Raw genomic sequence first — 24,123 nt, forward strand, 5'->3', positions numbered from 1 at the left:
CCCGGGAAAGACTTGAACCAGAGGATCACGATTGCCTGGGAGCACCCCGGCCCGGCAGTCCAAACTGATAAAAACGGGCAGAATGCATAGGACGGGAAGCGTGGAAGCTTCGTTCTTGACTGGCGCCAACGCCACTTTCATCGCCGAGCTGTACCAACGGTATCTCGACGATCCCGCATCGGTTGACCCGAGCTGGGTCGGCCTGTTCAAAGAGCTGATGGAAGACCCCACCGCGCTGGCGCGCGAAGTGAAGGGTCCGTCCTGGGGCCGCACCGACCGCAAAGTGATCGGCAGCGTTGACCCCGACGCCCCCCCGGCTCCGAAGAAGAAGCCTGACGCCGCGAAGGACGCCGCGCCCGCCGCCGGTGGTCTGTCCGAACAGGACGTCCGCGCCCGCGTGCTGGATTCGATCCGCGTGCTGATGATGATCCGCACCTACCGGGTGCGCGGTCACCTGATGGCGGCGCTGGATCCGCTTCAGATTCAGGGTCCGGTTCCGCACCCGGAACTGGATTACCGGACTTACGGCTTCACCGAGGCTGATCTCGACCGCGAGATCTTCATCGACAACGTGCTGGGTCTGGAAAAGGCCAGGCTGCGGGACATCATCGCGCTGGTGCAGAAGACCTACTGCTCCACCATCGGTGTCGAGTTCATGCACATTCAGGATCCCGACCAGAAGGCGTGGATCCAGAAGCGCATCGAAGGCAGCCGCAATGAGACCGAATTCTCGGTGCTCGGCAAGCGCACCATTCTGGAGCGTCTCTGTCAGGCCGAAGGGTTCGAAAAGTTCCTTCAGGTCAAGTACACCGGCACCAAGCGCTTTGGTCTGGAAGGCGGCGAAGCCACCATTCCGGCGATCGAACAGATCCTGAAGCGCGGCAGCCAGCTGGGTGTTGAGGATGTGGTGATCGGCATGGCCCACCGTGGCCGTCTGAACATCCTGACCAACATCATGCACAAGCCTTACCGGGCGATGTTCTCCGAGTTTCAGGGCAACTCCGCCAACCCGGATGACGTTCAGGGCTCCGGCGACGTGAAGTATCACCTCGGCACCTCGGTGGACCGCGAATTTGACGGCAAGACCGTTCACCTGTCGCTCCAGCCGAACCCGTCGCACCTTGAAACCGTTGATCCGGTGGTGCTGGGCAAGGTCCGGGCCCGCCAGACCCAGATCGGCGACACCGAGCGCGTGCGCGTTCTCGGTCTGCTGATCCACGGCGACGCCGCCTTCTCCGGTCAGGGCGTGGTGGCGGAATGCTTCGGCATGAGCCAGCTGAAGGGCTACCGTACCGGCGGCACCATCCATCTGGTCATCAACAACCAGATCGGCTTCACCACCTCGCCGCAGTACAGCCGCTCCGGCACCTACTGCACCGAAATCGCCAAGATGGTTCAGGCCCCGATCCTGCACGTCAACGGCGACGATCCGGAAGCGGTGGTCCATGCCGCCCGCGTGGCGATTGAATACCGTCAGGCCTTCAAGGCCGACGTGGTGCTGGATATCGTCTGCTACCGCCGTCAGGGTCACAACGAATCTGACGAACCGGCCTTCACCCAGCCGACCATGTACAAGAAGATCGGGGGGCACACCACCACCCGCCAGATGTACGCCGCCAAGCTGGTGCAGGACGGGCTGATGACCGCCGAAGAGGCGGAAGAGGTTTACGTCGCTTTCCAGCGCGAGCTGGAAAAGGAATTCGAAGCCGCCAATTCCTACAAGCCGAACAAGGCCGACTGGCTGGAAAGCCGCTGGAAGGGCCTGACCTGGCTGTCGGATGAGGAAGAGTTCCGCGAATACGACACGCAGGTGTCGCTGGAAGATCTTCAGAAGGTCGGCAAGGCGCTGTACACCCCGCCGCAGAATTTTGACGTCAACCGCAAGATCCTGCGTCAGCTGAAGGCCAAGGAAGAAATGTTTGCCACCGGCAAGGATTTCGACTGGGGTACCGGCGAAGCGCTGGCCTTCGGCACGCTGGTTCTGGAAGGCCATCCGGTCCGCCTGTCCGGTCAGGACTGCGGCCGTGGCACCTTCTCGCAGCGTCATTCGGTGCTGGTTGACCAGACCACCGAAAACACCTATGTGCCGCTGAACAACGTTGACCCGAAGCAGGCCCATTACGAAGTTCTGGATAGCCCGCTGTCCGAATATGGCGTTCTGGGCTATGAATTCGGGTATTCGCTGGCGGAGCCGAACGGCCTGACCCTGTGGGAAGCCCAGTTCGGTGACTTCGCCAACGGCGCGCAGATCATCTTCGACCAGTACATTTCGTCCTCGGAATCGAAGTGGCTGCGTATGTCCGGTCTGGTGGTGCTGCTGCCGCATGGCTTTGAAGGGCAGGGGCCGGAGCATTCCTCCGCCCGTCCGGAACGCTATCTCCAGCTCTGCGCTGAAGACAACATGCAGGTCTGCAACCTGACCACTCCGGCCAACTACTACCATGCCCTGCGGCGTCAGGTGCGGCGTAACTTCCGTAAGCCGCTGATCATCATGACCCCGAAGTCGCTGCTGCGTCACAAGATGGCGGTCAGCGAACTGGCCGATTTCGGTCCGGGGTCGTCGTTCAAGCGTGTGATCGGCGAAACCGCTGCCCTGAAGCCCGATGCGCAGATCCGCCGCGTCGTGCTGTGCACCGGCAAGGTCTACTACGACCTGTTGCAGGCGCGTCAGGACAAGGGCCTCGACGATGTGGCGCTGGTCCGTGTTGAGCAGCTGTATCCGTGGCCGAAGAATTCGGTGAAGGCTGTTCTCGCCCAGTACCCGAACGCCGATGTGGTGTGGTGCCAGGAAGAACCGGCCAACGGCGGTTACTGGACCTTTGTGAAGCTGCGCCTTGACTTCATCATCGAAGAGCTGGGCCACAAGTCCGGCAAGGCGCTGTATGTGGGTCGTCCGGCCTCGGCCTCTCCGGCCACCGGCAGCTACAAGAAGCACAATGCCGAACAGGCTCTGCTGGCTGATCAGGCGCTGACTTACGCCGCCGCCGATCTGCCGCAGCCCTTCACGCGGGCCTCCAAGCTGGGATAACGGGGGGAAATCCCCCCGCCTTCCCCACCCGATGCCGAAAAACGACGACGAAATTGAGGACGTCATGGCTACCGAACTGAAAGTCCCCGCTCTGGGCGAATCCATCTCTGAAGCGACCGTTGCCAAGTGGCTGAAGAAAGTCGGCGACACCGTGAAGGTCGACGAGCCGCTGGTGGAACTGGAAACCGATAAGGTGACCACCGAAGTTCCGTCCCCGGTCTCCGGCGCGATCGCCGAAATCATTGCCGGTGAAGGCGCTGAAGTCGCCATCGGTGCCGTTCTGGCGATCATCGCCGAAGGCGCTGCTGGCACTGCCTCCGCTGCCCCGGCCGCGGCTGCTGCCCCGGCCGCCGCTCCGGCTCCGGCTGCTGCGCCCGCCGCCGCCCCGGTGGCTGCTCCGGCCGCTGCCGCTGTGTCTGCCAACCTCGATTATCCGCTGGCCCCGGCCGTGCGGAAGCTGGTCGAAGACAACAGCCTCGACGCCTCCAAGATCCCGGCCACCGGTAAGGATGGCCGTCTGAGCAAGGAAGACGTGCTGGCCTTCATCGCCGCCGGGAAGCAGGCCCCGAACGCCGCCGCGCAGGCTGCGTCCGCTGCCATGCAGCCGGGCGCTGCCGCCACCGCTGCCCGTGGCCCGCGCGAAGAACGCGTCAAGATGACCCGTCTGCGCCGCTCGGTCGCCAAGCGCCTGAAGGATGCCCAGAACACCGCCGCCATGCTGACCACTTTCAACGAAGTGGACATGACCAACGTGATGGCGCTGCGCAACCAGTACAAGGACAACTTCGAGAAGCGCCATGGCGTGCGTCTCGGCTTCATGTCCTTCTTCGTCAAGGCCTGTGTGCAGGCCCTGCAGGAGATTCCGGCGGTGAACGCCGAGATCGACGGCGACGATATCATCTACAAGAACTACTACGACATCTCGGTCGCCGTCGGCGGTCCGCAGGGTCTGGTGGTTCCGGTGGTGCGCGACTGTGACAAGCTGTCCTTCTCCGAAATCGAGAAGACCATCGGTGCCTTCGGCAAGAAGGCCCGTGATGGCAAGCTGACCATGGAAGACATGCAGGGTGGCACCTTCACCGTGTCCAACGGTGGCGTGTACGGCTCCCTGATGTCCACCCCGATCCTGAACCCGCCGCAGTCCGGCATTCTGGGGATGCACAAGACCCAGATGCGCCCGATGGTGATGCCCGATGGGTCGATTCAGGCCCGCCCGATGATGTATCTGGCGCTGTCCTACGATCACCGCATCATCGACGGCAAGGAAGCGGTGACCTTCCTCGTCCGCGTCAAGGAATGCCTGGAAGATCCGGCCCGCATCCTGATGGACATCTGAGACTGATCAGAGCAAGCGGGGGCCTTACTGGCCCCCGCTGTGTCTGTGGCGTCTTTATTCCACATCCGAAAGAAATGCAGCCGGCCCGATCCGGGCCAAGGTGCTGCGACAGGCCCGGATCGGGCCGTTTGTGTAAAGGATCCTGCACATGTCCGAACAGTTTGATGTCGTTGTCGTCGGCGGCGGTCCGGGCGGTTATGTCTGCGCTATCCGCGCCGCCCAGCTTGGCCTGAAGGTTGCCTGCGTTGAAAAGCGCGGCGCCCTCGGTGGCACCTGCCTGAACGTCGGCTGCATTCCGTCCAAGGCGCTGCTGCATGCCTCGCACATGTACGAAGCCGCTGCCCACCATGTCGGGGATCTGGGTGTTGAGGTGGCCGGTGTCACCCTGAACCTGCCGAAGATGATGGCCCACAAGGATAAGGTCGTCACCGATAACACCGGCGGGATTGAGTTCCTGTTCAAGAAGAACAAGGTCACCTATGTGAAGGGTGCTGGCCGGATCACCGCTCCGGGCGCCATTGAGGTGACCGGCGAACAGCCGCAGACCCTGACCACCAAGAACATCGTCATCGCCACCGGCTCTGACGTCACCCCGCTGCCGGGCGTGCAGATCGACGAGGAATCCATCGTTTCCTCGACCGGTGCGCTGAAGCTGGCCTCGGTGCCGAAGACGCTGATCGTCATCGGTGCCGGTGTCATCGGGCTGGAACTGGGCTCGGTGTGGCGTCGTCTGGGGGCTGAGGTCACCGTCGTCGAATTCCTCGACTACATCCTGCCGCCGATGGATGGCGAAGTGCGCAAGCAGGCGCAGCGCACCCTGTCCAAGCAGGGCCTGAACTTCCTGCTCGGTCACAAGGTGACCGGTGCCGCCAAGACCAACGAAGGCGTCGCCCTGACCGTTGAACCGGCTGCCGGTGGCGATGCCCAGACCCTGACTGCTGATGTGGTGCTGGTGGCGATTGGCCGCCGCCCCTACACCGAAGGTCTGGGGCTGGAGTCGGTCGGCCTCTCCACCAACGCCCGGGGCTTCATCGAAGTCGATCACGACTATCAGACCAAGGCGCAGGGCGTGTTCGCCATCGGCGACGTCATCGGCGGCCAGATGCTGGCGCACAAGGCCGAGGAAGAAGGCGTTGCGGTGGCGGAACTGATTGCCGGTCAGTCCGGTCACGTCAACTATGGTGCGATTCCGTCGGTGGTGTACACCAGCCCGGAAATTGCCATGGTTGGCAAGACCGAAGAGCAGCTGAAGGCTGAAGGCGTCGCCTACAAGGTCGGCAAGTTCCCCTTCACCGCCAATGGCCGCGCCCGTGCCAATGCCGATACCGAAGGCTTCGTGAAGGTTCTGGCCGATGCCAAGACCGACCGCGTGCTGGGCTGCCACATCATCGGCCCGCAGGCCGGTGACCTGTTGCAGGAAGTTGTGGTGGCGATGGAATTCGGGGCATCGTCGGAAGACGTGGCCCGCTCCTCCCACGCTCACCCGCAGCTCGGCGAAGCGATCAAGGAAGCGATGCTGGCGGTGGACAAGCGCCCGCTGCACATCTGATCCTTCAGCGGTTTCCCTGATGCAAAGGCCCCGGAGAGACTCCGGGGCCTTTGTCATTTCTGGAATGGCGAAGATCCCTCAATGGGGGGGCCAGCCGCCCCCCGTTTTGGACTCAGAATAAGACCGGTCTTTACGCCACCAAGGACCGCAACACGTACTGAAGGATGCCGCCGTGGCGGTAATATTCCACCTCATCGGCGGTATCAATCCGGCACAGGGCGGTGATGGTTTCCTGTGATCCGTCAGCGCGGGTGATGGTCACGCGGACATCCTGACGCGGCTTGATATCTCCTTCGATGCCGGTGATATCAAAGACCTCGGTGCCATCAAGCTTCAGGGTTTTCCGGTCAACACCGGTCGGGAACTGCAACGGCAGAACCCCCATACCAACCAGATTGGACCGGTGGATCCGCTCGAAAGACTCCACCAGAACCGCCTTCACTCCCAGCAGGTTAGTGCCTTTGGCCGCCCAGTCGCGGGAGGAGCCGGTGCCGTATTCCTTCCCGCCAACGATCACCAGCGGGGTCCCTTCAGCCTGATAGGCCATAGCCGCGTCATAAATCGCCATGACGTCGCCAGACGGGATATGTTTGGTCATGCCTCCTTCGATTCCCGGGATCATTTCGTTCTTGATACGGATATTGGCGAAGGTGCCCCGCATCATGACCTCATGATTGCCACGGCGGGCCCCGTAACTGTTGAAGTCCTTTTTCTCAACACCGTGTTCCAGCAGGTAGCGGCCTGCCGGGCTGTCAGCCTTGATGGATCCGGCGGGGGAAATGTGGTCCGTGGTGACGGAATCTCCGAGAATCGCCAACGGGCGGGCCCCGGTGATGTTCTGGAGTGCCCCGCTCTCCTCAGCAATACGGGCAAAGTATGGGGGATTCTGCACGTAAGTGGATGTGTCGCTCCAGGTATAGGTTTCCCCTTCCACCACCGTGATGTCCTGCCACTGCTGCGGCCCGGTCCAGACATTGGCGTAACGTTCCTGGAACATTTCCCGGGTGACGCAGGCGGCGACGGTGGCCTGAATCTCTGCCGAGGTCGGCCAGATATCTTTCAGGTAGACCGGCTGACCGTCGGATCCGGTGCCCAGCGGTTCCGTGGTGATGTCCTTCTGCATGTTGCCAAGGATCGAATAGGCCACCACCAGCGGCGGGGAGGCGAGCCAGTTGGCGCGGACATGCGGGCTGATCCGTCCTTCAAAGTTGCGGTTCCCCGACAGCACCGCTGACACCACCATTTTGTTGGAGTCGATGGTATTGGCAATCGGTTCCGCCAGCGGTCCGGCGTTGCCGATGCAGGTGGTACAGCCAAAACCGGCGATGTTAAACCCAAGCTGGTCGAGGGAGGATTGAAGACCGGCCTTTTCCAGATAGTCCTGCACCACCTGCGATCCGGGTGCCAGTGAGGACTTCACCCACGGTGCGCGCTTCAGCCCCTTTTCAACGGCCTTTTTGGCGACCAGACCGGCGGCAATCAGTACGCCGGGATTGGAGGTGTTGGTGCAGGAGGTGATGGCGGCAATCACCACATCCCCCTGATGCAGATCGTAGGATTCTCCGGAGGCGGCAAACCCTTTACCGTGATCTGTCACTCCTTCCGCTGTCAGAACATCTTTCAGGGCGGAGGCGGCACCCGACAGGGCAACCCGGTCCTGCGGGCGCTTGGGTCCGGCGAGGGAGGCCTCGACGGTGGACATGTCTAGCTCAAGGGTGTCGGTAAACACCGGATCCCACTCGGGGGTCCGCCACAGGCCCTGTTCCCGGGCGTAGGCTTCGACCAGAGCAATCTGGTCTTCCGGGCGGCCGGTCAGCCGCAGGTAGGTCAGGGTCTCGGCATCGACCGGGAAGATGCCGCAGGTGGCCCCGTATTCCGGGGCCATGTTGGCAATGGTGGCCCGGTCGGCGAGGGTCAGGGTGTCGAGGCCGGGACCGTAAAATTCCACGAACTTGCCGACCACGCCCTTCCGGCGCAGCATCTGGGTGACGGTCAGCACCAGATCGGTGGCGGTCATGCCTTCGCGCAGTCTGCCGGTCAGTCTGAAGCCGATCACCTCGGGGATCAGCATTGACACCGGTTGACCCAGCATGGCGGCTTCGGCTTCAATCCCGCCGACCCCCCAGCCGAGCACGCTGAGACCGTTGACCATGGTGGTGTGGGAATCGGTGCCGACACAGGTGTCGGGATACACCAATGTCCGGTCACCCTCTTCGCCGGTCCAGGCAACGCGGGCCAGATGCTCAAGGTTGATCTGGTGGCAGATGCCAGCGCCGGGCGGAACGGCACGGAAGTTCTGGAACGCTTTCTGGCCCCAGCGCAGGAATTCGTACCGCTCGCCATTACGCTCAAATTCGACGTCCATGTTCTTGGTCAGGGCGTCGGCGGATCCGAAATAATCGATCATGACCGAATGGTCGACGACCAGATCGACCGGGGACAGCGGATTGATCTTCTGGGCATCGCCGCCAAGGATTTTCATGGCATCGCGCATGGCGGCGAGATCAACCACAGCGGGGACACCGGTAAAGTCCTGCATCAGCACCCGGGCCGGGCGGTAGGCGATTTCGCGGTCGGAACGTTTGTCCACAGCCCAGAGGGCGCAGGCCTTGATGTCATCGACGGTGACACTGCGGCCGTCTTCGTAGCGCAGAAGGTTTTCCAGAAGGACCTTCATGGAGTACGGCAGCCGGGAGATATCGCCCAGACCGCCTTCAGCGGCGGCGCGCAGGCTGAAGTAGTCAAATGTCTTACCGGCCACAGAAAGGGTCCGGCGGGTTTTAAGGGTGTCCTGACCGCTCAAAGGCATGGGGCGCTCCTGATTCTGGGGGTCTTGTTCAGGGGAGTCGGAACGGGCACCGGCCACAGGCCGGGGCCGGAGAATCCCGGCAGGCGGATGGAGGCTGAGGCAGGGTAGGAAGGGTAGGGGGCGTCGGGTAGGTCTTTTGCGCGGAGGGGTAAGATCTGCCAGAGGTTTCCGCAGGGCAGCTCTGATGGATCCGTTCCCTCCTTAGTTATGGGGATTCTTCCTAAGATTGCTACCCCGAAAGAGAGATCTCTGGCCCCACAGGCAGGCAGGAAGAGGGAGCGGTAAGGGGTGTCGGGTGGAAGGCCCGTAAGAGAGGGTCTAAAGGGGGTGGGTAAAAAGCAACCCGAAAGGGTGGTAATTAATCCGCGAATCGGCGTGTTTAATGCGCAAACCGTTTCGTCCACAGCAGGGGGATAGATCGTATACAGTCTCGTATACAATTCTGGAGCCGTAGAATGCCGGATGGCGAAAAATAGCCTTCAAAAGGCTGTTGCAGAGGCTGATTTTGCAAACTTGCTAAGGGTCAGTTGAGGCAGTTGACGCTACGGAAACCGTAACTTTTGTTGACCGGTTGGCAAAAGTGCGGTTAGCTACACACATGGCGCATGTCATGTATGCAAGAAGTGCATGACAAGGCGACGTGATCGCGGTACACCAGTGTCGGGATCGCTAAATACGGGCAGGACCCCTCCTTCCGGTGGGGGTATCCCGGCGGGATCCCGGTCAGGGACCCGCAGGACCCGTCAGAGGCAGGCCCGAACCCGGGTGGCCCTGATGGGATAAAAAACAGGGGTTGTTGTTTGCTGCACGGGTGGGTGGGCCGCCCGGATCATCTGTAACGCTTCTCCGCCGGGTATCCGGTCGTGAAGACGGTTCCGCCTCTGTCCTGTCTGCCCCGCCGTTCCGGCGGGCGATCGGACCGGGCGGCAAAAAAAGCCATCGGAGTCTGTCGTCTGTTCAAGGGGCGGCAAAACCGGGGCGACGATCCAGCAAGACCAAAAAATCACAAAATCACAAAATCACAAAAACAGTACGTTGTAAGAACGCGTGTTGCCTTCCAGCCGAGAAGAGGCCGGACCCGGGAAACCCCGATGAGTCCACACAAGCAGCCTCCCGTCTGAAAGGGCAGTGCCGCAGGGCCGTCACAATGACAGGCCCGGTGGCGTGGGAGTGAAACTGATGTCCAAGGAAACGTCCATGACGGAAACGTTCGTGAGCGGTTGCCGGGGTGCGTCTGCCGGTCTGTGGGGAGGGTCTGTCTGATGGCCTCCGCAATCACCACCACCCGGGCGATGGATACCCTGCCGAAGCTGCTCAAGCACCATGCAGAGGTCCGCCCCAATCATCCCGCCATGCGCGAGAAGGATTTCGGCATCTGGCAGACATGGTCGTGGAAACAGGTCCACGATGAGATCATGGCTCTTGCCGCCGGATTCTCCGCCCTTGGCGTAAGCCGCGGCGCCACTATCGCCCTTGTCGGCGATAACCGGCCCCAGCTGTACTGGTCCATGGTGGCCGTGCAGGTGCTGGGCGGTGTGCCAGTGCCGGTCTATCAGGACTCCGTCGCCCGCGAAATGCAGTTTGTGCTGGAGCATGCGGAAGCGGTCCTCGCCGTGGTCGAGGATCAGGAGCAGGTCGACAAGCTGCTGGAAATCAAGGATCAGTGCCCGAAGCTACAGACCATCCTGTTTGAGGATGACCGTGGCATGCGGGATTATCATCAGCCGTTCATCCATTCCCTTGCCTCGGTGCAGGAGAAGGGGCGGGCCCTGATGGCGGCCAATCCGGGCTTTCTGGATGGGGAAATCGCCAAGGGGAAGGGCAGTGATATCGGGGTGATGCTGTACACCTCCGGCACCACCGGCCAGCCGAAGGGCGTGATGCTGACGTTTGATAACGTGCTGATCACCGCCCGCAACAACGTCGAGATGGAAGGCCTGACCCCTGACGAGGACGTTCTTGCCTACCTGCCGATGGCATGGGTGGGGGACCATCTGTTCTCAATGGCGCAGGCCTATGTCTGCGGTTTCACGGTCAACTGCCCGGAAAACGGGGAAACCCTGCTGATTGACCTGCGGGAGTTGGGGCCGACCTATTTCTTCTCGCCGCCGCGCATCTACGAAAACATCCTGACCACGGTGATGATCCGGATGGAGGATGCCAGCCCGCTGAAGCGGAAGATGTTCGGCTACTTCATGGATGTCGCCAGGCGTGTCGGCGTTGATATTCTGGACGGCAAGCCGGTGTCGTTCGGCGATCGCCTGCTGTACGGGATGGGCAATGCCCTGGTCTACGGGCCGCTGAAGAATGTCCTCGGTTTCAGCCGGATCAAGCTGGCCTATACCGCCGGGGAGGCGATCGGGCCGGAGATCTTCTCCTTCTACCGGTCGCTGGGCATCAACATCAAACAGATCTATGGCTCCACCGAAGCCAGCGTGTTCATCTGCGTGCAGCCCAATGGCGAGGTCTATGCCGACACGGTCGGTAAGCCTGCGCCGGGCGTGGAACTGAAGATTGCCGAAAACGGCGAAGTGCTGTTCCGCAGCCCCGGGGTGTTTCAGGCTTATTTCAAGAAGCCGGACAAAACGGCGGAAGACAAGACGGCGGATGGCTGGGTGCATACCGGCGATGCCGGGATCTTTAATGAACAGGGCCACCTGAAGATCATCGACCGCGCCAAGGATGTCGGCCGGATGCTGTCCGGCCAGATGTTCCCTCCCAAGTATCTGGAAAACAAGCTGAAGTTCTTCCCCTTTATCAAGGAGGCGGTGGCCTTCGGCGATAAGCGGGACAGTGTCGGCTGCTTCATCAACATTGATCTGGAAGCGGTCGGAAACTGGGCGGAACGCCGGGGACTGGCCTATTCCGGGTTTCAGGATCTGGCCGCCCAGACGGTGGTCTACGACCTGATTCAGGAGTGCGTGGAAAAGGTCAACGCCGACCTTGCCGCCGACCCGATGCTGTCGGGTTGCCAGATCGGGCGCTTCCTGCTGCTGCATAAGGAACTGGACGCGGACGATGGTGAACTGACCCGGACCCGGAAGGTCCGCCGCAAGTTCATCAACGAACGCTATGCCGATCAGATCGAAGCCCTGTTCGACGGCCGCACCAGCGTGCGGGTGGAGACCGAGGTGACGTTTGAGGATGGCCGCAAGGGGGTGGTCCGCGCCGATCTGGCGATCCGGGCCGCCGCCGTTAAGCCGGCCCCGGCAACGCCGCTGCGGAAGGCGGGCTGAGGCCCGCCCCCCGTATCACCGGTTCCGCCTGACTTTTCCGGGGAGTTCCCCTATGTCCAGCACTGCTGTATCCGCTGCATCCGGCAGCGACGCCTTTACTGCCGATGGCCGCCACAAGATTGGGGGCGTGATCCTGTCGGTTCAGAATATCAGCCTGTCGTTTGGCGGGGTCCGGGCCCTGACCAACATCAGCTTTGATGTCCGGCAGCATGAAATCCTTGCCATCATCGGCCCCAACGGGGCGGGCAAGAGCTCCATGCTCAATGTCATCAACGGGTTCTATCACCCGCAGGAAGGCAAGGTGATCCACAAGGGGCAGGAGCGTAAGCGTATGCGCCCCTTTATGGCCGCCCGTGCCGGGATTGCCCGCACCTTCCAGAACATTGCCCTGTTCAAGGGGATGAGTGCCCTCGACAACATCATGACCGGTCGTAACACCATGATGAAATCCGGGGTTCTGGCGCAGGCCTTTTATCTGGGCCGGGCGCGGAAGGAAGAGACCGAACACCGCGAGTTCTGTGAAAAGATCATCGACTTTCTTGAGATCGAGGCTGTCCGCAAGACGCCGGTCGGGCGTCTGCCCTACGGCCTCCAGAAGCGGGTGGAACTGGGCCGGGCTTTGGCGGCCCAGCCGGAAATCCTGCTGCTCGACGAGCCGATGGCCGGGATGAACCTTGAGGAGAAGGAGGACATGTGCCGCTTCATCCTCGACGTGAACAAGGAATTCGGCACCACCATCGTGCTGATCGAGCACGACATGGGGGTGGTGATGGATATCTCCGACCGGGTGGTGGTGCTGGATTATGGCCGCAAGCTGGCCGACGGCACCCCGGATGAAGTCCGGGCCAATCAGGATGTGATCGACGCCTATCTGGGCGGCGGCCACTAGAGCGGTTTCAGCAAAAGTGGACACCGGTTTTGTGGTTGAAAACGCTTGGATCCGTTGGGGACGGGCATTTTCAGTCAACAGGGTTCTCTTAACCGGAAAATGCTCCTGCGGGACCCGGTTCAAGATGGAAGGATGAGTCCGATGGACTTCCTCTACAATTTTTTTATCAGCCCCTTTGTGCAGATTGCTGATTCCCCGCTGTTCTTCGTGGAAGTTCTGACCGGGGGCCTGCTGTCCGGGGTGATGTATTCTCTGGTGGCGCTCGGCTTCGTGCTGATTTTCAAGGCCTCGGGTGTTTTTAACTTCGCGCAGGGGGCGATGGTTCTGTTCGCGGCCCTGTTCTTCGCCGGGTTCATCGACAAAGGAGTGCCGTGGTGGGGATCGCTGATCCTGACCATCGGCGTGATGGTCCTGCTGGCGATGACGATTGAACGGGTGGTGCTGCGCCCGCTGGTCAACCAGCCGCACATCATCCTGTTCATGGCCACCATCGGCGTCACCTACTTCCTTGACGGGTTCGGTCAGACGGTGTGGGGGTCCAGTGTCCGCGTTCTGGATATCGGCCTGCCGCAGACCCCGCTGGAAATCGGCGGGGTGCTGGTCAACAAGTTTGACATCATCGCGGCGGTTGTTGCCGGATCTCTGGTGGCCGTTCTGGCGGTGTTTTTCCAGAAGACCCGTGTCGGCCGCGCCCTGCGGGCGGTGGCGGATGACCATCAGGCGGCGCTGTCGGTCGGGATTCCGCTGAAGACCATCTGGGCGATTGTCTGGACCGTCGCCGGTCTGGTCGGTCTGGTCGCCGGGGTGATGTGGGGATCGAAGCTCGGGGTGCAGTTCTCGCTGGCGATGGTGGCCCTGAAGGCCCTGCCGGTGCTGATCCTCGGCGGCTTCACCTCTGTTCCCGGGGCCATCATCGGCGGCCTGATCATCGGTGCCGGTGAAAAGGTGGCGGAAGTGTACTGGGCTGACGCCATCGGCGGCGGCATTGAAGACTGGTTCGCCTACATGCTGGCGCTGGTGTTCCTGCTGTTCCGGCCGCAGGGCCTGTTCGGCGACAAAATCATCGAGCGTGTGTAAGGAGTAAGCACAGATGCTGTACCGTGAGGCAGGCCAGTTCAAAACCTCCTACGCCGCTGATCAGCAGATTTTCCCGATTTTGCAGGACCGCGTTGGCATTGCCGTCATCGCCGCGATTGCCCTCGGTGTTCTACCGCTGGTTGCCACTGAATATCTGACCACCACCATCCTGATCCCGTTTCTGGTGATGTCGATCGCCGCCATCGGGCTGAATATCCTGACCGGCTATGCCGGGCAGCTGTCGCTCGGCACCGGCGGATTCATGGCCACCGGCGCTTTTGCCGCCTACAAGCTGTCCACCGCCTTCCCGGATCTGAACATTGTGTTCGTGTTTCTGGGGTCGGGGGTGATCACCGCCTTCGTCGGGGTGTTGTTCGGGATTCCGTCCCTGCGCATCAAGGGGTTCTATCTGGCGGTGGCGACGCTGGCGGCGCAGTTCTTCCTGCTGTGGCTGTTCAATAAGGTGCCATGGTTCACCAACTATTCGTCCTCCGGGGTGATTTCGGCCCCGCCGCGGGCGATCTTCGGGGACATCATGGTGACCGGGTCCAGTGCCCACTACACCGCCAAGTATCTGTTCCTGCTGGTGTTCGTCGGCTTTCTGGCGCTGGCTGCCAAGAACCTGACCCGCTGCCACCTCGGCCGGGCGTGGATGGCGATCCGCGATATGGATATCGCGGCGGAAATCATCGGGATCAAGCCGCTTCAGACCAAGCTTTCGGCCTTTGCCATCAGCTCCTTCTACTGCGGGATCGCCGGGGCGGCCTGGGCCTTCATCTACACCGGATCGGTGGAACCGCTGGCCTTCTCGATCGAGATTTCCTTCAAGGTCCTGTTCATGGTCATCATCGGCGGTCTGGGGTCGATCCTTGGATCATTCCTCGGCGCGGGATTCATGGTGCTGTTGCCGGTGATCCTGACCAACGCCCCGCACATTTTGGGCCTGAACATTCCTGTCGATATGATTTCGCACCTTGAATACATGATCTTCGGGGCGCTGATCATTTTCTTCCTGATCGTTGAGCCGCACGGGCTGGCCCGGCTGTGGCAGATCGGTAAGGAAAAGCTGCGTCTGTGGCCGTTCCCGTACTGATATCCCTCAGGGAACAGGCCCGGCCACAGCCGATACCAAAAACACGGGCAGGGGTGGATCAACCGCCCCGCCAAGCCCGGATCCCGCAGACCGGAAGTCCGGCTGCCTGATGAAGAAAAACGTCAGACCTCAAAAAGTCCATGGGAGGACGCGCATGATTTTCAAGAAACTCGCTCTCGCCGCTGTCGGTGCCACGCTGGCCGCCTCGGCCCTGTCGGTTGCTCCGGCGCAGGCGCAGGAAAACGGGCAGTTCGTGCCCGGTCTGGTGTACCGCACCGGCCCCTATGCGCCGGGCGGGATTCCGTGGGCGGACGGGTTCGCCGACTATGTGTCGCTGCTGAATGCCCGTGACGGTGGCATCAATGGCGTGCCGCTGGTCTACGAAGAATGCGACACCGCCTATAACAATGACAAAGGCGTGGAATGCTATGAAAAGCTGAAGGGCAAGGGCCCGACCGGCGGTGCTTCGGTGCAGCCGCTGTCGACCGGCATCACCTACGCCCTGATGGACCGTGTCCGCGCGGATAAGATCCCGATGATCACCTCCGGCTATGGCCGCGCCGATGCCTCCGACGGGGCGGTGTTTGAGTGGATCTTCACCGCGCCGGTGACCTACTGGGCCGGTGCTGACGCCATCGTCCAGCACATTGAGGCTCAGGAAAAGAGCCTGAAGGGCAAGAAGATCGCGCTGGTTTATCATGACTCCGCCTTCGGGAAGGAGCCGATCAAGACCCTTCAGGCGCTGGCGGAGAAGGACGGCTTCAAGCTGGACCTGTTCCCGGTGCCGCATCCGGGGCTGGAGCAGAAGGCGACCTGGCTGAAGATCGGCCGTCAGCTGAAGCCGGACTGGGTCATCATGTGGGGCTGGGGGGTGATGAACTCCACCGCCATCAAGGAAGCGGCGGCGGTCGGCTTCCCGATGAACAAGTTTGTCGGTGTGTGGTGGTCCGGCTCTGAAGTCGACGTCCGCCCGGCGGGCATGGATGCCAAGGGCTATCTGGCTGCCCAGTTCCATGGCGCCGGTGCCAACTACAAGGTCCATGAAGACATCCTCAAGAACCTGTACGAGAAGGGCAAGGGTGCCAGCGACCGCGATAAGGTCGGCGACATCCTGTACAACCGTGGCCTGATCTCCGCCGTGCTGATGGCTGAAGGCATCCGCACCGCCATGACCAAGTATGGCAACAAGCCGATGACCGGGGAACAGATCCGCTGGGGTCTGGAAAACCTGAAGCTTGACGATGCCGCTCTCGACAAGCTGGGCCTGAAGGGCCTGATGGCACCGCTGCAACTGTCCTGTAAGGACCATGAAGGCGGTGGGAAGGTGATGATTCAGCAGTGGTCGGGGGCTGCCTGGACCCCGGTGTCTGACTGGATCACCCCGCGCCGCGACGGCTTCCTGACCGAAATGTACAAGGAATCCGCCGCCCAGTACGCCAAGGAGAAGAACATTACGCCGCGGACCTGCAACTGAGGGGTCTCCCCAGTTCCGGGAAACCGGATGATGTGACCGGCAGCCCGCCCCCGTGTTCCCTGTCTTGACGGGGGCGGGCCTGCCCAAAAGGAAAAACCGCGTCGCTGTTCGGGCCGCAGGCCCCGGCGCAGTGCAGTGTTTTTAGGGAGTACCCGTCGTGAGCCAAGCCACCCTGCATGCCGTTCAGACTGCCAGCAGCCCTGCGGTTGCCGAGCCGATCCTGCGGGTTAACAACATCGAGGTGATCTACGATCACGTGATTCTGGTGCTGAAGGGGGTGTCCCTTGCGGTGCCGGAAGGGGGCATCGTTGCCCTGCTCGGGGCCAACGGCGCGGGCAAGACCACCACCCTGAAGGCGATTTCCAACCTGCTGCGGGCAGAGCGCGGGGAAGTCACCAAGGGAACCGTCGATTACAACGGCCGCAGCATTCAGAACCTGACCCCCAATGACCTCGTCAAGATGGGCGTGGTGCAGGTGATGGAAGGCCGCCACTGCTTCGGTCACCTGACGGTGGAAGAGAACCTGCTGACCGGTGCCTATACCCGGACCGAAGGGGCGGCGGCGGTGAAGCGGGATCTGGAGATGGTCTATGACTATTTCCCGCGCCTGAAGGTGCGCCGCAGCAGTCAGGCCGGTTATACCTCCGGCGGGGAACAGCAGATGGTCGCCATCGGCCGGGCCCTGATGACCAAGCCGAAGCTGATTCTGCTCGATGAGCCGTCGATGGGGCTGGCTCCACAGTTGGTCGAGGAAATCTTCGAGATCGTCAGGCAGCTGAACCAGAAGGAAGGCGTATCGTTCCTGCTGGCGGAGCAGAACACCACCATCGCCCTGAAGTATGCCACCTTCGGCTATATTCTTGAAAACGGCCGCGTGGTGATGGAAGGCGAGGCCCAGCGCCTGATGGAAAACGATGACGTGAAGGAATTCTACCTCGGCCTTGCCGCCGAGGGCCGCAAGAGCTTCAAGGACGTCAAGCATTACCGCCGCCGGAAGCGCTGGCTGTAAGGGAGGGAGACGGAGATGAGCGCACAGGACACCGGGCCGGACCATCTTGATGCTCTGGAGACCCGTTCGCCGGAGCAGCGGGAGCAGGATCTGTTTGCCGCCCTGCCGGGGCTGATTGCCCACGCCAAGGCCCAGACCGACTTTTTTGCCACCCACCTCAAGGATGTTGATCCGGCACAGGTGACGGACCGGGCGGCGCTGGCAAAGCTGCCGGTGCTGCGGAAATCTGCCCTGAAAGAGGTGCAGGCCCTGACTCCGCCGTTTGGCGGGTTGGTGGCGCGGGGCCGGTCGGTGGGGCGGATCTTTCAATCCCCCGGCCCGATCAACGAGCCGCAGGGGCTGGGGGCCAACTACTGGCGGGCGGCCCGGGCCCTGTATGCCGCCGGGTTCCGGGCCGGGGATGTGGTGCACAACAGTTTCTCCTACCACTTCACGCCGGGTGGCTGGATTCTGGATGACGGGGCGCGGGCGCTGGGCTGTCTGGTGTTCCCGGCCGGGATCGGCCAGACCGAACAGCAGGCGCAGGCGATTGCCGCCATGCGGTCGGTCGGCTACTGCGGGACCCCGAGTTTTCTGCGGATTGTCCTCGAAAAAGCCAAAGAACTGGGCCTTGATACCTCCTCGATGAAGAAGGGGCTGGTGTCGGGCGAGGCGCTTCCGCCCAGCCTGCGGGCCCTGATCCGGGATCTGGGCGTTGATGTCTATCAGGCCTATGCCACCGCCGATCTGGGCGTCGTCGCCTATGAGACCCCGGCGCTGGAGGGGATGGTGGTTGAGGAAGGGGTGATCGTCGAAATCGTCCGCCCCGGCACCGGGGATCCGGTCGAGCCGGGCGAGGTCGGGGAAATCGTCGTCACCACCTTTACCCCGGAATATCCGCTGATCCGCTTTGCCACCGGCGATATGACCGCCCTGCTGCCGGGCATCAGCCCCTGCGGCCGCACCAATATGCGGATCAAGGGCTGGATGGGCCGGGCCGACCAGACCACCAAGATCAAGGGGATGTTCGTGCACCCCGAACAGGTCGCCGAAGTGGTGAAGCGGCATCCGGAAATCCGCCGGGCCCGGCTGGTGGCGTCCTCGGTGGATAACGTCGATCAGATGCTGATCCGGGTCGAGGTTGCCGGGGCTGCGGAAGGATTCGATCAGATCCTCCAGCGGACTTTGCAGGACGTGACCAAGCTGAAGGGGCAGGTGGAACTGGTGGAACCGGGATCCCTGCCCAATGACGGCAAGGTGATTGATGACATCCGGACCTATGCCTGACCGGACGGGATGGCTGGAATCTGAGAAAAAGGCCGCAGGATCGCTCCTGCGGCCTTTTCTGTTCCCCGTGCGGGGCAGGCTATCGTGCCCCGAGAGCCTTCAGGCGGTCCTGTGCCATCGCATAGGCCGGGCTGTCCGGCGGCATCACCGCAGACAGTTTGGTCCACAGGGCAATGGCGGCGTCCGCCTGCTTCCGGCTTTCAGCGGCCAGCGCCCGCAGGTAAAGCCCGCCGGGCTCTTCCGGGGCGTTGGTTTCCATCCACTTCGCCTGTTCATAGAATGCGTCCGGCAGGCTGGGGGATTTGGTGTTTTCCGCCCGGGTCAGCAGGGCCATCCCGTAATCAAGGCGGGTCCCGACGTTCTTGCTGTCCTGTTCCACCGCGGTGGCATAGGCCTTGACGGAGCCGTCATAGTCTTTCAGCACGCCGAGGGATTTCCCCAGACGGGCCCAGCCTTCCGGGTCCTGCGGGCTGGTGGCCAGCCGGTCCTTCAGCCGCTGGATCATGCTGTCGACCATGGCCTTCTGGTCCGGGGTGAAGCCTTCCTCAGACGGGGCCTGCTGATCCGGCGGCGGAGCAGAACCGGACGGCAGGGCGACGGTTTCCACCGGGCGGGAGTCCAGCGGGTGACGCGGGCTGACCGACATCGGCGGGATGCCGGCTTCCTGCGCTGCCTGTGCGATCCGTGACCGCAGCATCCGCATCCACGGGGCATCCGGGGGGGAGTCCTGCGACAGATCGCGCCAGATGGCGATTCCGCGTGGGGCATCGCCCGCCTGTACCGCCGCCATGCCGAGATAATACCGGCTGCGCGGGTCGTTCCGGTCCTGCGCCAGCGCTTTCAGGAACGCCTCTTTCGCGCCGGGCATCACCTGCCCGTTGCTGGCCATGACGTTGGCTTCGCCCATCGAGGCCCAGCTGGCGGCATCAAGAGGACCCTTTTCAGCGGCCTGATCATAGGCATTCAGGGCCTTGGTATAGTCCCCCAGCTGCTGCCAGGTCTGGCCAAGGGCCACCCAGTCAGACTGTTTTCCGCTGCCATCGGACAGGGCTTTCGTCATGGTCTCGGCGGTGGTGCGCAGCGCCTTGGCCTGATCGGGGCTCAGCCCCAGCATTTCGGCCATCCGCTCGGTATGCGGGCGGTCCGGGTAGCCGGGAGACCCCAGACGCCCATACAGGCCAAAGGCCAGAACCGGCAGCAGGATCGCCAGCATGACGGTGGTCAGGATCCGGCCCCGCCGCCCCGGCAAGGCCCCCTGTCCGGCTCCGGCAGCCCGGGCTTCGGTATCGGCGGCCAGCAGGCGGCGGTGAATCTCAAGGCGGGCAGCATCGGCCTGTTCCGCCGTGACCACGCCACGCTCCAGATCCTTCTCCAGTTCCCGCAGCTGATCGCGGTAGACCTGCATGTCGAAGGCGGCCCGGATCACCGGCCCCCCCTGACGGCGCAGCAGAGGCAGGGCCAGCATCACCAGAACGGCGAAGGTCAGGCCGACAAAGGTTACCAATGTCAGGGTCACGACCCGCTCTCCTCAGTCCGCAGCAGTTTTTCCAGCCGTTTCCGTTCTTCCGCACTCAGCGGGGTGGCTGTCGGGGCGTCATCCGGGCGGGCACCGGCCGGGCGGCGGTACAGCCGCCATCCCAGCCCGAGGGCCAGCAGGGCGAACAGCGGCGGCCCGGCCCACAGGGCCAGCGTCGTCATCTTGAACGGCGGGCGCAGCAGCACGTAATCCCCGTAACGGTCGACGATGTACTGCATCACCTGATCGTTGTTATCCCCTTTGGTCAGCCGGTCCCGCACCAGCAGGCGCAGGTCGCGGGCCAGATCGGCGTTGGATTCGTCGATGCTTTCGTTCTGGCAGACCACACAGCGCAGATGTTTGGAAATATCCCGGGCCCGCTGTTCCATCTGCGGGTCTTTCAGCATTTCGTCCGGCTGCACGGCCAGCGCCAGCGGGGCGGACAGCATCAGGGCGGACAGGGCGAGGACAGCGAGGCGTTTCACTTGCGCAGTTCCTCCACCAGCGGCTTCAGGGTCTGTTCCCAGACCTCGGCGGTGACCGGACCGATGTGCTTGTAGCGGATGACCCCGTTCTTATCGACGACGAAGGTTTCCGGCGCGCCGGTCACGCCAAAGTCGATGGCGACCTTGCTGTCGGGGTCCAGACCGACCCGGGTGTACGGGTCGCCGTTTTTCTGGAGCCAGCGCAGGCCGTCCATCGGGTTCTTTTCCCGCCAGTCGATGCCGTGGATGGGAATGGCTTTCTGCTGCTTCAACTGCATCAGGAACGGGTGTTCGATGGCGCAGGCGACGCACCATGACCCGAAGATATTGACCAGAGACACCTCGCCTTTCAGGTCAGAGGAGCGCAGCGGCATGCCCCGGCCCGGCAGTTCTTCCAGCGCAAAGTCAGGCACCGGGCGGTTGATCAGCACCGAGGGGATGGTCTTGGGGTCGCGTCCGCTGAGGAGCTGGGCGGCGAACAGGCCGACCAGCACCACAAACATCACGGTCGGGGCGATAAAGATCAGTTTACGCATGATCGCTCTGTCTTTCCTCAGGCTTTGGCCGCTGCGGCAGCGGCGGCCCCCGCGCGTTTCCGCACCGGGGCGCCGACGCGGTGGCGGCGGTCAGTCAGCGAGACCAGCCCACCGGCGGCCATCAGCAGCGCGCCATACCACAGCAGCGGTACCAGCGGCTCGTGGTACAGGCGGGTGACATAGGCACCGGGCAGGGCCGGATCGGGGTCGCCGATCACGGTATACAGATCGGACAGGCCGTTGGTGTGGATCGCCGCTTCCGTGGTCGGCATCGGCGGGGAGCGGTACAGGCGTTTTTCCGGGGTCAGCACGGCAATCAGCGCGCCGTCCTTGCGGACCTCGAACACGCCGCGCTGGGCTTCGTAGTTCGGGCCGGGGACCGTGGTGGCCGCGGTCAGGGTGACGTCATATCCGGCAATGCGGACGGTTTCGCCAATCTTCTGCGACTGCACCAGTTCGCCCTTGTAGGCGGAGGAGGCGGTGACCCCGGCAACGACCAGCGCCATTCCGGCATGGGCAAGGGTCATGCCCCAGGCGGCGCGCGGCAGATTGGCGGCGCGGCGCAGGCTTTCCCCGGCCGGGGCGCGGAACAGCCTGATCCGCTCCGCCCATTCCACCAGCGTTGCCACCAGCAGCCACGCCGCCAGCCCGAAGCCGAAAGCGGCCAGCAGGTCATCCACCGTGCCGCCGACATACAGCCACGACCCGGCCATGGTGACGGCGGTGGCGGCCAGCGCCACCCACAGGCGGGACAGCGCCCCGCGCAGATCCCCGCGTTTCCACGCCAGCATCGGGCCGATGCCCATCACCACGATCAGCGGCACCATCAGGGGCACGAACACCGCGTTGAAGAACGGGGCACCGACCGAGACCTTGCCCAGCACCAGCGCATCAGCGATCAGCGGATACAGGGTACCGAGCAGCACGGTGGCCATAGCGGTGGTCATCAGCAGGTTGTTCAGCAGCAGTCCCCCTTCCCGCGAGATCGGGGTGAACAGGCCGCCGCCCTGTAGGGAGGGGGCGCGGAAGGCATAGAGAATCAGGGCCCCGCCGACGGAGACCGCCAGCAGCAGCAGCACGAACATGCCGCGGGTCGGGTCCGTGGCGAAGGCGTGCACGCTGGTCAGCACCCCCGACCGGACGAGGAAGGTGCCGAGCAGGCTCATGGCGAAGGTCAGGATCGACAGCAGGATGGTCCAGCTTTTCAGGGAGTCCCGCTTTTCCACGACGATGGCGGAATGCAGCAGGGCGGTCCCGGCCAGCCACGGCATGAAGCTGGCGTTTTCCACCGGGTCCCAGTACCACCAGCCGCCCCAGCCGAGTTCGTAATAGGCCCACCATGACCCCAGCGCGATCCCCAGCGTCAGGAAGACCCAGGCGGTCAGGGTCCACGGGCGCACCCAGCGGGCCCAGGCGGCATCGACCCGGCCTTCAATCAGGGCGGCGACGGCGAAGGAAAACGCCATCGAGAACCCGACATAGCCGAGGTAGAGCATCGGCGGATGGAAGGCGAGGCCGGGGTCCTGCAACAGCGGGTTCAGGCCCTTGCCGTCCATCGGCGGCGGATTCAGGCGGATGAACGGGTTGGAGGTCAGCAGGATGAACAGCAGGAAGCCAAAGGTGATCATCGCCTGCACCGACAGGGCGCGGGCCCGCAGCTGCGGCGGCAGGTTGCGGCCGGTCAGCGCCACGGCCAGACCGAAGAAGGTCAGCGCGGTGATCCACAGCAGCAGGGAGCCTTCATGGTTCCCCCACACCCCGGCGACCTTGTACAGCATCGGCTTGTCGGAGTGGGAGTTCTGGGCCACCACCGAGACGGAAAAGTCCGACACCACGAAGGAATAGGTCAGGCAGCCGAAGGCAATCGCCACCAGAAGGAACAGGGCGACGGCACCGGGGCGGGCCATGGCCATCATCGCCCCGTCGCCGCGCTGGGCTCCCCACAGGGGAACAATGGACTGGACCAGCGCCACACACAGTGCCAGCGCCAGAGAAAACTGGCCAAGTTCAGCAATACTTAAGGTCATGTAGCGCTCCTGCAAGGCGGGCGTGGCGGCTGTCGGAATGACTTAGTTTTTCGGGGCCTTGTGGGAGGCGGCCTCAGTCTGCGCCCCGGTCCACTGGCCGGACTTTTTCAGGGCGTCCGCCACTTCCGGCGGCATGTAGTTTTCGTCGTGCTTGGCCAGAACTTCCTTGGCGACAAACACGCCGGAGCGGTCGAGCTTCCCTTCGGCCACCACGCCCTGCCCTTCGCGGAACAGGTCAGGCAGGATCCCGGCGTAACTGACCGGCAGGTCGGCGTTCATGTCGGTGACGGTAAAGCGCACCTCGGATCCGGCCTTGATCACCGACCCTTCCTTGACCAGCCCGCCGAGACGGAAGCGGCGGTCTTCACCGACCTTTTTCGCCTGTACGTCGGTCGGGCTGTAGAAGAACACCAGATTGTCCTGAAAGGCGGTCAGGACCAGTGCCGTGGCGGTCCCCAGCAGCAGCAGGCCGGCAACGACCATATACAGGCGGCGTTTCTTACGGGTGGCGGCGCGGCTCATGCGGTTTCTCCCGGGCCGGAGGCAGGAGCGTCATCGCGGCGGCGACGGGCGGAGCGGACGCTGCTTTGCAGCAGCTCAAGGGTTTTCTGCTTCCGGCGCAGGCCGCTGACCGTGGCAACGCCCAGAGCCGCCAGAACCAAGAAGGTCAGGGCATAGGCGGGCCAGACATAGCCCCCATATCCCCCCATCGACAGAAAACCGTTCATCTCTCTCGTTCCTGACTCAATAAAATTTAATCTTGTTTCCGGTGCTGTCCTGATGCTCCCGGCCG

The 24,123-nt window shown here is 62.9% G+C and carries 17 protein-coding genes; 10 read left to right on the forward strand and 7 right to left on the reverse strand.

Going from position 1 to position 24,123, the window contains the following annotated elements:
* Positions 1–82 precede the first annotated feature (82 nt).
* From FHS48_RS06070 to lpdA, 3 genes are all read left to right on the forward strand, one after another.
* Positions 83–3,028, forward strand: coding sequence for a 2-oxoglutarate dehydrogenase E1 component (locus FHS48_RS06070; RefSeq protein WP_184262389.1), 2,946 nt, complete (start codon positions 83–85; stop codon positions 3,026–3,028).
* Positions 3,029–3,092: 64 nt separating this feature from the next.
* Entirely contained in the window at positions 3,093–4,364 is a 1,272-nt protein-coding gene (gene odhB, locus FHS48_RS06075; protein WP_184262391.1) for a 2-oxoglutarate dehydrogenase complex dihydrolipoyllysine-residue succinyltransferase, read from the forward strand.
* 148 nt (positions 4,365–4,512) lie between these two features.
* A complete protein-coding gene (lpdA, locus tag FHS48_RS06080; protein ID WP_184262393.1) occupies positions 4,513–5,913 on the forward strand; it encodes a dihydrolipoyl dehydrogenase in 1,401 nt (466 codons plus the stop codon).
* Positions 5,914–6,043: 130 nt separating this feature from the next.
* Here the strand turns inward: lpdA and acnA are convergent, their stop codons facing one another.
* Complete coding sequence (acnA, locus tag FHS48_RS06085) at positions 6,044–8,722, reverse strand: aconitate hydratase AcnA (RefSeq protein WP_184262395.1); 2,679 nt, start codon at positions 8,720–8,722, stop codon at positions 6,044–6,046.
* Positions 8,723–9,984: 1,262 nt separating this feature from the next.
* Here acnA and FHS48_RS06090 point away from each other — a divergent pair.
* The 7 genes from FHS48_RS06090 (at position 9,985) to FHS48_RS06120 (ending at position 18,766) form a co-directional block, all read left to right on the forward strand.
* On the forward strand, positions 9,985–11,958 hold the full coding sequence (locus tag FHS48_RS06090; RefSeq protein ID WP_184262397.1) for an AMP-binding protein: 1,974 nt from the start codon (positions 9,985–9,987) through the stop codon (positions 11,956–11,958).
* A gap of 52 nt (positions 11,959–12,010) precedes the next feature.
* On the forward strand, positions 12,011–12,847 hold the full coding sequence (locus tag FHS48_RS06095; RefSeq protein WP_184262399.1) for an ABC transporter ATP-binding protein: 837 nt from the start codon (positions 12,011–12,013) through the stop codon (positions 12,845–12,847).
* A 141-nt stretch (positions 12,848–12,988) separates the two neighbouring features.
* A complete protein-coding gene (locus tag FHS48_RS06100; RefSeq protein ID WP_184262401.1) occupies positions 12,989–13,924 on the forward strand; it encodes a branched-chain amino acid ABC transporter permease in 936 nt (311 codons plus the stop codon).
* A 13-nt stretch (positions 13,925–13,937) separates the two neighbouring features.
* A complete protein-coding gene (locus FHS48_RS06105; protein WP_184262403.1) occupies positions 13,938–15,017 on the forward strand; it encodes a branched-chain amino acid ABC transporter permease in 1,080 nt (359 codons plus the stop codon).
* A gap of 154 nt (positions 15,018–15,171) precedes the next feature.
* Positions 15,172–16,491, forward strand: coding sequence for an ABC transporter substrate-binding protein (locus FHS48_RS06110; protein WP_184262405.1), 1,320 nt, complete (start codon positions 15,172–15,174; stop codon positions 16,489–16,491).
* Positions 16,492–16,648: 157 nt separating this feature from the next.
* Positions 16,649–17,500 (forward strand): ABC transporter ATP-binding protein, encoded by an 852-nt coding sequence (locus tag FHS48_RS06115; RefSeq protein ID WP_184262407.1) that lies wholly within the window; start codon positions 16,649–16,651, stop codon positions 17,498–17,500.
* A gap of 15 nt (positions 17,501–17,515) precedes the next feature.
* Complete coding sequence (locus tag FHS48_RS06120; RefSeq protein WP_184262409.1) at positions 17,516–18,766, forward strand: phenylacetate--CoA ligase family protein; 1,251 nt, start codon at positions 17,516–17,518, stop codon at positions 18,764–18,766.
* 79 nt (positions 18,767–18,845) lie between these two features.
* On the opposite strand, the gene ccmI is transcribed toward FHS48_RS06120, so the two are convergent.
* The 6 genes from ccmI to ccmD are packed head-to-tail and all read right to left on the reverse strand — an operon-like array spanning position 18,846 to position 24,058.
* Entirely contained in the window at positions 18,846–20,282 is a 1,437-nt protein-coding gene (gene ccmI / locus FHS48_RS06125; protein WP_184262411.1) for a c-type cytochrome biogenesis protein CcmI, read from the reverse strand.
* Positions 20,279–20,767: a cytochrome c-type biogenesis protein gene (locus tag FHS48_RS06130; protein ID WP_184262413.1), complete on the reverse strand. Its 489-nt coding sequence runs from the start codon at positions 20,765–20,767 to the stop codon at positions 20,279–20,281. Before FHS48_RS06130 ends, ccmI begins: the two co-directional genes overlap by 4 nt.
* A complete protein-coding gene (locus FHS48_RS06135; protein WP_184262415.1) occupies positions 20,764–21,303 on the reverse strand; it encodes a DsbE family thiol:disulfide interchange protein in 540 nt (179 codons plus the stop codon). Before FHS48_RS06135 ends, FHS48_RS06130 begins: the two co-directional genes overlap by 4 nt.
* 17 nt (positions 21,304–21,320) lie before the next feature.
* Positions 21,321–23,330 (reverse strand): heme lyase CcmF/NrfE family subunit, encoded by a 2,010-nt coding sequence (locus FHS48_RS06140; RefSeq protein ID WP_184262417.1) that lies wholly within the window; start codon positions 23,328–23,330, stop codon positions 21,321–21,323.
* 42 nt (positions 23,331–23,372) lie between these two features.
* Complete coding sequence (ccmE, locus tag FHS48_RS06145) at positions 23,373–23,852, reverse strand: cytochrome c maturation protein CcmE (RefSeq protein ID WP_184262418.1); 480 nt, start codon at positions 23,850–23,852, stop codon at positions 23,373–23,375.
* Positions 23,849–24,058: a heme exporter protein CcmD gene (gene ccmD / locus FHS48_RS06150; RefSeq protein ID WP_260402362.1), complete on the reverse strand. Its 210-nt coding sequence runs from the start codon at positions 24,056–24,058 to the stop codon at positions 23,849–23,851. Before ccmD ends, ccmE begins: the two co-directional genes overlap by 4 nt.
* Positions 24,059–24,123 lie beyond the last annotated feature (65 nt).

Origin of the sequence: Novispirillum itersonii, assembly GCF_014205675.1 — a bacterium.
In the GTDB taxonomy this organism is placed as follows: domain Bacteria; phylum Pseudomonadota; class Alphaproteobacteria; order Rhodospirillales; family Rhodospirillaceae; genus Novispirillum; species Novispirillum itersonii_A.